Annotated in this window: 12 protein-coding genes; 4 read left to right on the forward strand and 8 right to left on the reverse strand. The window is 63.3% G+C overall.

Annotated features, from left to right (window positions below):
• Positions 1–12 precede the first annotated feature (12 nt).
• The 4 genes from ORS3428_RS16885 to ORS3428_RS16900 form a co-directional block, all read right to left on the reverse strand.
• On the reverse strand, positions 13–807 hold the full coding sequence (locus ORS3428_RS16885) for a hydroxypyruvate isomerase family protein (protein WP_071099435.1): 795 nt from the start codon (positions 805–807) through the stop codon (positions 13–15).
• Between the two features lie 82 nt (positions 808–889).
• Positions 890–1,678 (reverse strand): ATP-binding cassette domain-containing protein, encoded by a 789-nt coding sequence (locus tag ORS3428_RS16890; protein ID WP_071099436.1) that lies wholly within the window; start codon positions 1,676–1,678, stop codon positions 890–892.
• Positions 1,678–2,781, reverse strand: coding sequence for an ABC transporter permease (locus ORS3428_RS16895; RefSeq protein ID WP_071099437.1), 1,104 nt, complete (start codon positions 2,779–2,781; stop codon positions 1,678–1,680). The genes ORS3428_RS16890 and ORS3428_RS16895 overlap by 1 nt, the downstream gene beginning before the upstream one ends.
• A gap of 110 nt (positions 2,782–2,891) precedes the next feature.
• Entirely contained in the window at positions 2,892–3,842 is a 951-nt protein-coding gene (locus ORS3428_RS16900) for a sugar ABC transporter substrate-binding protein (protein WP_071099438.1), read from the reverse strand.
• A gap of 178 nt (positions 3,843–4,020) precedes the next feature.
• On the opposite strand from ORS3428_RS16900, the gene ORS3428_RS16905 reads away from it, so the two are divergent.
• Together ORS3428_RS16905 and ORS3428_RS32510 are read left to right on the forward strand one after the other, a co-directional pair.
• Complete coding sequence (locus ORS3428_RS16905; RefSeq protein ID WP_071099439.1) at positions 4,021–5,016, forward strand: LacI family DNA-binding transcriptional regulator; 996 nt, start codon at positions 4,021–4,023, stop codon at positions 5,014–5,016.
• 40 nt (positions 5,017–5,056) lie between these two features.
• Positions 5,057–5,245: a hypothetical protein gene (locus ORS3428_RS32510; protein WP_244507988.1), complete on the forward strand. Its 189-nt coding sequence runs from the start codon at positions 5,057–5,059 to the stop codon at positions 5,243–5,245.
• Positions 5,246–5,350: 105 nt separating this feature from the next.
• Here ORS3428_RS32510 and ORS3428_RS16910 read toward each other — a convergent pair whose 3' ends face one another.
• The 4 genes from ORS3428_RS16910 to ORS3428_RS16925 all read right to left on the reverse strand — a co-directional run bounded on the left by ORS3428_RS16910 (position 5,351) and on the right by ORS3428_RS16925 (position 8,696).
• Entirely contained in the window at positions 5,351–6,166 is an 816-nt protein-coding gene (locus tag ORS3428_RS16910; protein ID WP_071099440.1) for an oxidoreductase, read from the reverse strand.
• A gap of 63 nt (positions 6,167–6,229) precedes the next feature.
• The gene (gene fabF, locus ORS3428_RS16915; RefSeq protein WP_071099441.1) at positions 6,230–7,528 is read right to left on the reverse strand and encodes a beta-ketoacyl-ACP synthase II; all 1,299 of its coding nucleotides are present in this window, start codon (positions 7,526–7,528) and stop codon (positions 6,230–6,232) included.
• Between the two features lie 80 nt (positions 7,529–7,608).
• On the reverse strand, positions 7,609–8,106 hold the full coding sequence (locus ORS3428_RS16920; RefSeq protein WP_244507989.1) for a PaaI family thioesterase: 498 nt from the start codon (positions 8,104–8,106) through the stop codon (positions 7,609–7,611).
• Positions 8,103–8,696, reverse strand: a complete 594-nt coding sequence (locus ORS3428_RS16925; protein ID WP_071099495.1) for a TetR/AcrR family transcriptional regulator — start codon at positions 8,694–8,696, stop codon at positions 8,103–8,105. Before ORS3428_RS16925 ends, ORS3428_RS16920 begins: the two co-directional genes overlap by 4 nt.
• 85 nt (positions 8,697–8,781) lie before the next feature.
• Here ORS3428_RS16925 and ORS3428_RS16930 point away from each other — a divergent pair, with 85 nt between their 5' ends.
• Together ORS3428_RS16930 and ORS3428_RS16935 are read left to right on the forward strand one after the other, a co-directional pair.
• The gene (locus tag ORS3428_RS16930) at positions 8,782–9,909 is read left to right on the forward strand and encodes an efflux RND transporter periplasmic adaptor subunit (protein ID WP_071099443.1); all 1,128 of its coding nucleotides are present in this window, start codon (positions 8,782–8,784) and stop codon (positions 9,907–9,909) included.
• A 2-nt stretch (positions 9,910–9,911) separates the two neighbouring features.
• Positions 9,912–13,022 (forward strand): efflux RND transporter permease subunit, encoded by a 3,111-nt coding sequence (locus tag ORS3428_RS16935; protein WP_071099444.1) that lies wholly within the window; start codon positions 9,912–9,914, stop codon positions 13,020–13,022.
• Positions 13,023–13,220: the final 198 nt, after the last annotated feature.

Here is a 13,220-nt window from a genome sequence, read left to right on the forward strand (position 1 = left end):
TTGGAACGGAGATCAGATCGTGAAGGCTTGGCGAAAGGCATCGAGCGCGGCTTCTGGCTCGCCGGCGGCCCAGGCCTCCATGCCGACCGGGCCGGAGTAGCCCATGGCCTTCAGGGCTTTGGCGATGCCATGCCAGTTGACCTCGCCAGTGCCCGGCTCGCAGCGGCCCGGAACATCCGCCACCTGGACCTCCCCGATCCAGGGCAGGCACTTTCGGCAGAGCTCGATTAGATTCCCTTCGCCGATCTGGGCATGGTAGAGATCGAGGTTGAGACGCAGCCGCGGATGGTCGATGCTCGAAACCAGGGCCAGCGTGTCCTCCGCGCGGCCAAAGGGCACGCCCGGGTGGTCGACCGGCAGATTGAGATTTTCGAGCGTGAAGGTGACACCTTCCTGTTCGGCCAGATCGACGATGCGGCAAAGGGTATCGCGCGCCTTCAGCCACATTGCGCCGGTAGCGACTTCGATGGGTTGCACAGGGAGGCCTCTGTCCCCAAGCCCCGTGCCGTGCAGGTTGAGGCGTTGCACGCCCAGCCGCTTGCCGACCTGTGCCGTATCGCGCGCCGTTCTGACCAATTCGGCCGCGCCTTCGTCGTCGGTCAGGCGACCGGTGAGGTAGCCGTTCATGATGGTGAAGGTCGCGCCGGTCGCTTCCAGCTTGGCGAGATCGTGCTCCGGCCAGTTCCAGAGGCCGACGCCGAAGCCCATCTCCTTGAGGCGTGAGGCACGCCATTCGATCGGCTTGTCACGCCAGAGCATCTCGGCACAGGCTGCGAGCGGGAAGGGAGAAGTCGCGGGTGCACTCATTGGCGGTTCTCGTATTATGGGTATGACGATGGGTAGTGCGGCGCCATCGCGCCGCACCGACATGCATGTGAACAGGTCTCGATCAGATCGTTCCGCCGAGTTCTTCCGAGAGGGACTGCAACTCCTTGCCGCCTGCCATCAGGTTCTGAAGCTCGTCGATGCCGATCTGATCTTTCGTGTAGGTGCCGAGCGTCTTGCCGCGGTTGAGCACCGTGAAGYGGTCGCCGACGGCATAGGCGTGACGGACGTTGTGCGTGATGAAGATCACGCCGAGACCCTTGTTGCGGACCTGGCCGATGTACTTCAGCACCATGGAGGTCTGGGCGACGCCGAGAGCGGATGTCGGCTCATCGAGGATGAGAACCTTGGCGCCGAAATAGACCGCCCGGGCGATCGCAACGCACTGGCGCTCGCCGCCCGAGAGCGTTCCAACGGCCTGCTGAGGATCGCGCACGTCGATGCCGATCCTGTGCATCTCGTCACGCGTGACGTTGTCGGCGTGCTCCATGTCCATGCGCCTGAAGGGACCGAAACCGATCACGGGCTCACGACCCATGAAGAAGTTGCGGGTCACYGACATCAAAGGGATCATGGCGAGGTCCTGGTAGACGGTAGCGATGCCGGCATCGAGGGCATCGCGCGGTCCCGTAAACAGCCGGGGCTGACCCTCGACCAGGAATTCTCCAGAGGTCGGCTTGTGCACGCCGGCCACGGTGTTGATCAGCGTCGACTTGCCTGCACCATTGTCGCCGAGCAGGCAGAGCACCTCGTGCGCGTTCACGCTCATCGACACGCCGTTGAGCGCAATGACCGAGCCGAAATGCTTGACGATGTCCTTGACCTCGATGAGGGGCGTTTGCGGCGTGCCCATCAGCGTTCTCCCGTGACGCGCTTGCGAATGACGTTGTTGAAGATCACCGCGATCAGCAGCATGCCGCCCAGAAAGACGAGGTACCAATCCTGGTCGATCGAGGTGTAGGTCAGGCCGATCAGAACCATGCCGAAGACGATCGATCCGAAGAAGGCGCCGATTGCCGAGCCATAGCCGCCGGTCAGCAGGCATCCGCCGATGACGGCRGCGATGATCGCCTCGAATTCCTTTTGGAAGCCGCGCCGGGCATCGGTCGAGCCGGCGTCCAGAACGGTGAGAATGGCAACAAGCGTGGCGCACAGCGCGGTGACGACGAAGAGCGTCGTCTTGACCCTTGCGACGGGCACCGCGGATTTGCGGGCAGCACGCRGATCGCCGCCGGCGGCGAAGATCCAGTTGCCGAAGCGCGTCCGCAACAGGACCCATGTCGCGAGTAGGGCGATAGCTATGAACCACAGGATCTCGACGGGAATGCCCGGCACCTTCGGTGCGCCGCTGGGGAACGCCTCGATGACGCCTTTCTCGGCCAGCCATGAGAACAAGCCGGAAAAGGCGTCGCCTGAGAAGAACGGCGCAAGCGGACTGCCGGCAACAGCCTCCTTCATGCCGCGAAGCTGGGTTGAGCCGCCRCTCGCCCATTTCAGGCCGACAAGCGTCAGCCCGCGAAGGATGAAAAGAAAGGCGAGCGTGACGATGAAGGAGGGCAGCCCGGTGCGCATCGTGATCTGCGCGTTGGTGACGCCGATGAAGACCGCGAAGGCGACGGYGACAAGGATGGCGACGCTGAGCGGTACATGCCAGACCACGAGCGCGGTGCCGAAGACCAGGCCGGCAAAGGCCACCATCGATCCGATCGAAAGATCGAATTCGCCGCCGATCATGAGCAGCGCGGCACCGATGGCGAGAATGCCGAGCTGGGCGGCAGGCGCCATGAAATTCATTATCCCGGCCAGCGTGAACATCGCCGGATTTGCGGTGAAGAAGAAAAAGATGGTTACGAGCACCAGGCCTGCCACGGCGCCGAGTTCGGGACGCCGCAGGAGCGCGGTCATCGTCGAAACCTTCTTCAGCCGCTCATCGGAATGAGTGGTGGTCGCGGTCATTGTTCTTTCCTCCCGATGTTGATCCAAGCTCCAACCCGTGCAGGACGTCTGCTGCGGGCATGCGCGACATGTTGAGCGGCCCCCGCCAAAGCGGGGGCCGTAGGGCTCCCCTAGCGGATGCCCTGGGAGGATTTCTCAATGACCGAGGCGGCCGTGTCCTTCTCCASAAAGCTCGGACCGGAGGCCACGTTACCCGCGGGGATGGTTCCGTAACGGGCGTAGAGCGCCAGGAACGTCACCGGCAGATAGCCCTGCAGGTAAGGCTGCTGGTCGACGGCGAACAAAGCCTTGCCGTCGGCCACGGCTTTCAGGAAACCGGCCGACAGGTCGTAGGAAGCGACCTTTACCTTGTCACTCACGCCCATCTTCTCGACGACCGCCACGGCCCGCTCGCCGACGAGCGGCGCCGAGAGACCGAGCACCACATCGATCGACGGATCGGACGTAAGCGCCGCCTGGATCTTGGACTCGATTTCGGCGGGATCGGCCGTTGTCGGCAGCACCGTCACCTTGCCGCCTTCGAAGCCTTTTTCGGTGCCGGCGCAGCGTTGATCGAGGGCGGCGTTGCCCACTTCCTGGTTGACGCACAGCACATGCTTGAGGCCGAGTGATTTCAGCTTCTCGCCGACCTTGATGCCGGCGGGACCTTCGTCCTGTCCAACATGCAGCTTGATGCCGAGTTTCTCGGCCGCCGAGATGCCGGAGTTCATCGAAATCACCGGAATGCCCGCTGCGACGGCTTTCTCGATTGCCGGGCCAAGGGCGTCTGGATCGGGGTCGGAGATCACGATGCCGGCAGGTTTTTGATTTGCGGCGGCTTCGATCAGCTGACCCATCGYCACCATGTCGAAGGTCTCAGGCGCGCGGTAGTCGACTTTGACATTGCTGTCCTTTCCCGCCTGCATCATGCCGTTCTTCACGATGGACCAGAAAGGATCGGAGGCCTGGCCATGCGTGACCGCAATGATGGAAATATCCTCAGCCTTCGCGCTGATGGTCGCCGAGGCTGCTGCGCCGAGAATGACGGCACCGACTGCAAGTTTCTTCAGTATGGATTTCATCTGCTCCTCCTAACGCTGCCTGCCTCCTCCTGAGGCGGCAGAAAGTCGAATGCTACCGGGTGCAAAGTGTTTGCTACCGGGTGCAAACGGGTGCATCATAGCTTTCGATGCGCTAAAAGCAAGCGTTCATTTCACAGAATCAGAAAATGGAATGGACGTTTCATTCTGTGGAGGTTGCATGAGAAGGCGGGCAACGGCGAAAGACGTGGCGGACGCGGCCGGCGTCTCGAAGTGGACGGTCATCCGTGCATTCACGCCGGGCGCATCAATTACCGAGGAGAGCAAGCGCAAGGTTCTCCAGGCCGCCAACGCGCTCAACTATTCACCGAATCTGCTCGCCCGCAGCCTGGCCACCAATCTCACTAACCAGGTGGCGGTCTTCGTCGACGATTTCGCCAACCCGCAGAAGTTGCCTTTCCTGGAGACTTTGACCGACCGACTCCAGGCCGAGGGACTGGTTGCCGTGCTGATCAACATCAACAATCATTTCGACCATGTGCGGGCGCTGCTCAACGCGGATCAGCGCCAGGTGGATGCCGTCGTTCTGTTCGGCACGGCATTCCGCAGCGAAACGCTGAACGACAGGCGATTGGGTCGGAGCATGCCGCCGACATTCGTGCTGGCGCGGGACAGCCAGATCGACGGCGTACCGGCCGTTGTCTGCGACGCCGAACTGGCATTGAAGGAGATCGTCGATCACCTGTTCGAAAGGGGATATCATCGCCCAGGCTTCATGGCTGGGGCTCCCGCTCTCTCCACCGCGCTCAGGCGTCAGCTTCATTTCATCGATTTCTGGAAGCAGAAGGGCGTCGACGAAATCGCGGTGATATCGGCCGAAAGGTACAGCGCGCAGGCCGGGGCCGAAACCGTTCGCCACTACCTTCAGAATACGGACGCCAAGGATAGGGTCGACGTTCTCATGTGCGAGAACGATATCCTGGCCATGGGCGCGCTCGACGAAATCCGGGGCCAGTTTGGCTTGCGCGTGCCGCAGGACATGGCCGTCGTCGGTTTCGACAACTACGAGCTTGGTGGAGCATCCGTTTATGGCCTGACCACCTACGAACAGCCCAGGGACGAGATGATCGATGTGATCATAGGCATGATAACCGGACATTTGCCCCCGGAGACCGTCACGCTGCCGGGGAAGCTCATCGYCCGGAATTCTGCCTAGGCGACCTTCTCAAAACCCCATCGGGTGTGCGGAGGCCGTCGTGCTGCTGCAAATCCCAACTTCAATCGATCGTCAGGCAGGGAATGCGATGACCCGGAACGATATCTTGCTGCCGTCCGGCGTGCGCCTTGCCGTGAGCCCGCTGTCATGGGCGAATGACGTGCTCGAGGACCTCGGCGCGGACATACCGCTCGAGACTTGCCTGCGCGACGCCGCCGAAACCGGTTAACAGTGCGTGGAGCTAGGGCGAAAGTTTCCGAGTGATACTGAGACCTTGAGTCCTTTGCTTGCAAGCCATGGTCGATCACCGGCGAACGCCACGCGGGCCCGAATGTCAGACCGGCAGGCCGAGCTGCTTTCGCAGGCTCTTGTCGAACGCGGACGCGGGCACGAAACGTCGTAGGAAGCTGACCTGGCGCGCCATCTTTCCCGCCGCGTAGCGCCGCTTCGGGCTGGGATCGGTGGCGGCCGCCAGAACGGTGTTGGCCACCACGTCGGGCGTATCGCCTTTTTCCATCGCCTTCCGCACGGCTATGGTCATGCCGGCGCGCGCGGCATCATAGATATCGAGCAACTGGTCCGGCTTGGCGAGATTGTCTTCGAATGAGGTGYGGGTATAGGCCGGCTCGACCAGCGCGACGCGAATTCCGAACGGTCGCAGTTCGTGGTCGAGCGATTCCGAATACCCTTCAACGGCATGTTTGGTCGCCGAATAAAGCGCGAAATAGGGAGCGGGAATGAACCCCTGCACCGAGCTCAAGTTGACGATCCTGCCTTTTCCCTGGCGGCGCATGATCGGCAGTACCGCGTTGATCATCCGGATGACACCGAAGACGTTCACGTCGAACAGAGCCCGAGCCTGCGCGGTCGAGGACTCCTCCGCGCCACCGAGCAGACCCATGCCGGCATTGTTGACAAGCAGGTCGATGCGCCCGGCATCGGCCAACACCTCGTCGACCAGCTTCGCCACGGACGCGTCGTCGGTCACGTCGCAGGTCAGCATGGTGATGCCATCGGTTTTCTTGGAGACYGCGCGACGGCTCGTTCCGAACACGCGAAAGCCCGCCTTCTGCAGGGCCTTGGCCGTTGCATAGCCGATACCCGAGGATGCTCCTGTGACGATGGCGACGCCAGGACTGGTCTTGTTCATGGAGGTCACTTTCTTTGGGTTGGACTGGAATTGGGAGAAGCCGAAAGGGCTGGAGCACAAGCGTCAATCATGACCGGCTCGACCGTTCGCGCCGTGTCCGTCCCAGCGCCGGAACAGCGCGCTGGCGTTGACGCCTCCAAAGCCGAAGCCGTTGCAGATCGCGTAGTCCATCTCCATCGGCCTGGCCTTGTTGGCCACGAAGTCGATCCCCTCGCCTGCCGGATCGGGGGTGCTCAGATTGAGGGTGGGCGGCGCCACCTGATCCCTGAGCGCCAGGATCGTGAAGATCGCGCCAAGCCCGCCGGCGGCCCCAAGCAGGTGTCCGGTGGCCGACTTGGTTCCGCTGACGGCGATCGAGAAGTCCGCCCCGAAGACGCTTTTGATCGCTTCGATTTCGCCCAGGTCGCCCACCTGAGTGGAGGTCGCGTGCGCGTTGAGATGGCGGATATCTCGTGGGGAAATGCCGGCCTGGGCAATTGCGATCTCCATCGCGCGGCGCGCCCCGTCTCCGTCCTCGGGGCCGGAGGTGACATGATGTGCATCCGCCGTCGTGCCGTAGCCGACGACCTCGGCGAGCGGTTTGGCACCGCGCTGAAGCGCATGGTTCAATTCCTCGATGACCAGGATGCCGGCGCCTTCGCCCATGACGAAGCCGTCCCGCGAGAGGTCGAACGGACGGGAGGCTTGGTCGGGGCGGTGATTGAAGGAGGTTGAGAGCGAACGCGCCGCGGCAAAGCCGCCCAGGCTGACGGTATTCATGCATGCTTCGGTGCCGCCGCACACGRCAATGTCGGCTTCATCGGCGCGGATGATACGTGCCGCATCGCCGATCGCCTGGATGCCGGCGGCGCACGCCGTGACCGGTGCGCCGATGTGGCCCTTGAAGCCGTAGCGGATCGAGATATGGCCCGCCGCGAGGTTCACCAGGAAAGACGGCACCGTGAACGGCGAAAGACGCCGCACGCCGCGCTGATCGACGGTCCGCACAGCCTCGGTTATGGCGGGGAACCCGCCGACACCGGACGCAATGATCGTCGCGGTGCGACGCCGATCGTGTTCCGAAGCCGGCTTCCATCTTGCATGGGCGAGCGCCTCTTCCGCCGCAGCCAGCGCGAAGAGAATGAAGCGGTCGATTCTCCGCTGATCCTTCGGAGCCACGAAGGCATTTGCATCGAGGCCGGCTTCGGGGTCGTCCTCCAGGGAGGGAACAACGCCGCCGATCTTGGCGGGCAAATCCGCCACCACGTCGTCCGCAAGCCTGCGGATGCCCGAGCGGCAGGCCAGGAGGCGTGACCACGATGTTTCGACATTCGCGGCCAGGGGCGTGACCGCGCCCATGCCGGTTACGACTATCCGCCGCATTTTGCTCTCCTATCGAATTGCTCGCGCAGAGGCATTGGAGCCTTGCCTGCGCGGTTTACGCCGAACGGGCAGGCCTACAGCTACCTGCRCACGATCAGACATGTGGACGTCCCATGGGCGTAGAGCTTGCCTTGCGCGTCCTCGATCCTGCCCTCCAAGGTGATGACGGTCCGGCCGCGYGACACGACATGACCGATGACGCGCATTTCGCCGGAATCGGCGAAGATCGGGCGCACGAACTTGGYCGTGGTTTCATGTGAGGGACAAGTTTCGCCCGGCGAAAGCGTCGTCTGGGCGGCAAGCGCCATGACGGTGTCGAGCATCGTCATGATCCAGCCGCCGTGGACGGTATTCGTCAGGTTGCAAAAGCGCGGTTCGGGGGTGGCAAGAAGCTCCACCCTGCCCTCCTCTGGGGCAAGCAAGGTGAAAGGCAGCATCTCCGCCATCGGCGGCCGGCGGATGCTCCCGTCCGCCAGTCCCGCGACGAGCTCGAGTCCGGACCAGCCGGCCAATTCGGCGATTGAACCGGCTGCKCTACGCGCGCCCGTCACAGAAACCGGCGTCATTGGTGCGCTCATGGCTGGGCATCCGCGGTGCGCGATGCCACTCGTACGGTCTCGGCGGCCGCTTGCAGGAACTGCTCCGACAGCCGCTCGTCATTGACGGCGCGCGAGAGGACGACCGCGCCGACCATTGTCGAGAGAATGGTCATGGCCTTTTCGCGGGCATCCTCGCCGCGGGCTTCGCCAACCCAACTACCGAGCAGGTCGAGATAGTCCCTGATCCCGGCTTCGAATGCCGCTTTGACGTCGCTGCCTTGCCTAGCGGCATCCGAGCCGAGCGCCACAACCGGGCAGCCGTCCATCCGTTCTTCGCGATGTCCTGTGCTGAGGTAGAAGGCGATCACTGCACCTAGCGGGTCCTCGGGATCCGCCGCGGCCGCGGCCGACCATCGATCAGACGCGTGCTCCAGCGCCCGTCTGGACGCCTGCGCCTCCAAATCCTCCTTCGACGCGAATTGCTTGTAAAAAGCGCCCTGGGTCAGCCCGGCGCCCTTCATCAGGTCCTTCAGGCCAATGCCGTCGAAGCCATGCTCYCGAAAAAGGCGGCTTGCCACGTTGATCACCGTTTCGCGGTTCTCCGCGGCTTGAATGCGACTCACGCGCATCATCATCTCCCTTTTTAGATTGCATTCGTAATCTATATCCGATATAGAGTGCGAACGCAATCTATTTTTACGTGAGGCGACGGGCATGAAAAAGAGACCGGTTATTATAGTGGGCGCGATCCTGATCACGGTGTCGGGAGCGATCGCGGTGTCAGGGGCGACGGCATTCGCCACATTTGCCAATCCCGCGCAGGAGGCTTCCGCTGCGAGCGACCCGAGGCAGGAGCCGCCCATTGTCAGGCTGGCGACGGCGGCGCGGGTGGACGGTTCCGAACGCAGCTTCACGGGCATTATTGGGGCGAGGGTGGAGAGCAATCTCGGCTTCCGCGTCCCCGGYAAGATCGTCGAACGGCTTGTGAATGTCGGCCAGCAGGTAAAGGCCGGTCAGCCGCTTATGCGGATCGACGACACCGACCTTCGCCTTGCGCTCACGGCAAAGCGCAATGCCGTTGTCGCCGCGCGCGCGATCGTCGCTCAGACGGAACCGGATGAACGGCGATACGCCAATCTGCTGAAAGATGGATGGGTTCCCCGGCAGCGCTACGAGCAGGCAAAGGCCGCTCTGGATACCGCCACGGCCCAGCTCTCCGCCGCCGAAGCGGAAGCGAAGGTCGCGGAGAACGAGGCGGCCTACGCGGTCCTGCTGGCGGACGCCGATGGAACGGTGGTCGACACGCTTGGCGAGCCGGGTCAGGTCGTCTCCGCCGGCCAGACTGTGGTCCGGGTCGCCCAGGCCGGCCCTCGCGAAGCGGTGGTCGCACTTCCCGAAACGATCCGGCCGGCGATCGGTTCAGTGGCTGACGCCAGCGTATATGGGAGCGATGAGCAGCGCCATACGGCACATCTGCGGCAATTGTCCAACTCCGCCGATGCCCAGACCCGCACCTATGAGGCCCGCTATATGCTTGACGGTGAGGCAGCGGCCGCGCCGCTTGGCGCGACGGTAACCATTCGGCTTGCAACGCTGGCGAGCGAGCCGGAAGTCCAGGTGCCGCTGGGAGCAGTGCTCGACGACGGGAAGAAGACCGGCGTTTGGGTCTTGGACAACGCCACGTCGACTGTGCACTTTCAAACCGTCAAGCTTGTTCGTGTGACCGGCGAATCCGCCGTGATCTCCGGATTGAGCTCCAGCGATCGGTTTGTCTCGCTCGGCGCTCATCTCCTGCAGGAAGGCTCTCGCGTCAGGGCTGCGTCCGAAAGCGGGAGCAACTGACCATGAACCTCAATCTTTCTGCGATCGCCGTTCGYGAACGCGCCGTCACCCTGTTCTTCATCCTCCTGTTGGTGGCCGCCGGCGCCTACGCCTTCGTCATGCTCGGGAGGGCGGAGGATCCCAACTTCACCATCAAGACCCTGAYGGTCACCACGGCCTGGCCGGGCGCGACGGCGCGTGAGATGCAGGACCTCGTCGCCGAACCTTTGGAGAAGCGGCTTCAGGAACTGACCTGGTACGACCGGGTGGAGACGACCACGCGTCCGGGCTATGCGTATATGACGGTCACGCTGAAGGACAGCACGCCGCCATCCGCCGTGCAGGAAGAGTTCTACCAAGCCCGCAAGAAGCTCGGGGATGAAGCCCGCAACCTGCCATCCGGCGTCTACGGCCCCTTCGTCAACGACGAATATTCGGACGTGAGCTTCGCCCTCTATGCGCTCAAGGCCAAGGGCATGCCGATGYGCGAGCTGGCCAGGCAGRCCGAGGCGATCCGCCAGGACCTCCTGCATGTGCCGGGCGTCAAGAAGATCAACATACTCGGTGAACGTCCCGAACAGATTTTCGTCGAGTTCTCCTACGCCAAACTGGCAACGCTCGGCGTGTCGGCTCGGGATATCGTTGGGGCCTTGCAGCGGCAAAACACCGTCACGCCGGCGGGCTCGATCGATACTGAGGGGCCACAGGTTTTCATCAGGGTCAATGGTGCGTATGACAGCGTCCAGGCGATCGCCGATACGCCGATCGCCGCAGCGGGGCGGACGCTGAAGCTTTCCGATGTCGCCGAGGTCCGCCGCGGCTACGAGGATCCTCCCACCTATCTCATCCGACGCCAGGGCGAGCCCACCATCATGCTCGCGGCCGTGATGCAGGAGGGCTGGAATGGCCTCGCGCTCGGCAAGGCGCTGGAGGACAGGACGGCGGCCATCGCAAAGACGCTGCCGCTCGGGATGACGCTCGACAAGGTGACGGATCAAGCCGTCAACATCACCTCGGCAGTCGACGAGTTCATGCTGAAGTTCGCGATGGCGCTGGGCGTCGTGCTGCTGGTCAGCCTCGTCAGCCTCGGCTGGCGCGTCGGCATCGTCGTGGCGGCTGCTGTCCCCCTGACGCTTGCCGTCGTGTTCCTCATCATGCTGGAGACCGGCCGGTTCTTTGACCGCATCACGCTCGGCGCCCTCATCCTGGCGCTCGGTCTTCTGGTTGACGACGCCATCATCGCCATCGAGGTGATGGTGGTGAAGATGGAAGAGGGCATGAACCGCATCAGGGCGGCCGCCTACGCCTGGAGCCACACCGCGGCGCCGATGCTGTCGGGAACGCTGGTGACGATCGCCGGCTTCCTGCCGGTGGGCTTCGCGCGCTCGACGGCAGGCGAATATGCCGGCAATATCTTCTGGGTCGTGGGATTCGCGCTCATCGTCTCCTGGATCGTCGCCGTGGTCTTCACGCCCTATCTCGGCGTCAAGATGCTGCCCGAGATCAAACCGATCGAGGGTGGTCACCACGCGATCTACGACACGCCGAACTATCGGCGCCTGCGGCGGCTCATCACCTTTGCCGTGCGCCACAAGTTCGTGACCTCCGGTATCGTCGCCATCGCCTTCGCGCTTTCCGTTGTCGGCATGGGTGCCGTCAAGCAGCAGTTCTTCCCGACATCCGACCGCCCGGAAGTGCTTGTCGAGGTTCGCCTGCCGGAAGGCACCAGCATCGAGACGACGACCGCCACGGTCGAGAAGCTCGAGGGCTGGCTGGACAGCCAGCCCGAAGCCAAGATCGTCACGAGCTATGTCGGTCAGGGCGCTCCGCGCTTCTTCTTCGCGATGGCGCCTGAGTTGCCGGATCCGGCCTTCGCCAAGATCGTCGTGCTGACCCCGAACGCCGAGGCGCGCGAGGCGCTGAAGCATCGGTTGCGGCAGGCGGTGGCACAGGGACTCGCGCCGCAAGCCAATGTCCGCGTCACGCAGCTCGTATTCGGCCCCTACACGCCGTTCCCGGTCGAGTTCCGGATCATGGGGCCTGATCCCGCGCAGCTCTACAGCATCTCCGAGAAGGCCCTCGACATCATGCGGGGCGTCCCCGACGTGCGGCAGGCCAACCGCGACTGGGGCAATCGCACGCCCGTGCTTCGCTTCGTCCCGGACCAGGATCGCCTGAACCTCATCGGCCTGTCGTCGGCCGAGGCGGYCCAGCAGTTGCAATTCCTCCTCACCGRCATTCCGGTCACGCAGGTCCGCGAGGATATCCGCAATGTCCCCATCGTGGCGCGCAGTGCCGGCGGGGAGCGGCTGGATCCATCGCGCCTGGCGGATTTTTCGCTGATGAGCCGGGACGGCCGGCAGATTCCGCTCGACCAGATCGGCCATTCCGAAATCCGCCTGGAAGAGCCGATCCTGAAGCGGYGTGACCGCACGCCCGTCATCACGATCCGCTCCGACATCAACGAAGCGACTCAGCCGCCGGAGGTCTCCAAACAGGTCATGAAAGCCCTTCAGCCGCTGATCGCATCCCTTCCCGCCGGCTATCGCATCGAAATGGGCGGATCGATCGAGGAGGCTGAGAAGGCCAACACCRCATTGGGCAAGATCTTCCCGGCCATGATCGCCGCCATGCTGATCGTCATCATGCTGCAGGTGCGATCCTTMTCGACGATGTTCATGGTCGTGCTGACGGCGCCGCTTGGCCTCGTCGGCGTCGTGCCCATGCTGCTTGCCTTCAACCAGCCCTTTGGCTTCAACGCCATTCTGGGCCTGATAGGACTGGCCGGCATCCTGATGCGCAACACGCTGATCCTGACCGAACAGATCAAGGAAAACCAGGCAGCCGGCCTGGATGACTATCACGCCGTCATCGAGGCTACCGTGCAGCGTGCGAGGCCGGTGATCCTGACCGCGCTTGCCGCGGTGCTGGCCTTCATCCCCCTCACGCACTCCGTCTTCTGGGGATCGATGGCCTATACGCTGATCGGCGGCACGGCGGTCGGCACGGTGCTGATCCTGCTCTTCCTCCCCGCTCTCTACACCGCTTGGTTCCGGATCAAGCCGGTTGCGGATGAGACGCCTGAGGATTTGACGCATGAACCGAAACCAGAACTGCGGCTGGCCGCCGAATAGGGGCCGGCCGTCGCAGGAGTCAATTTCCCGCCCGCAGGATCTGTCTTGCGGGCGGGACGATCTTACCCGTTTGCATRCCAATAAGCGCGGTGTTCGCTACCGGTACTATGCCTCAAAGCAGTTCGTTGACGGCCGACGGGGCAATTCCGACGGATGGCGCCTGCCGATGCAGTTGAATCCGTCGTTGAGCATCAGCTG

Origin of the sequence: Mesorhizobium sp. ORS 3428 (genome assembly GCF_001854785.1) — a bacterium.
Lineage (GTDB): Bacteria > Pseudomonadota > Alphaproteobacteria > Rhizobiales > Rhizobiaceae > Mesorhizobium.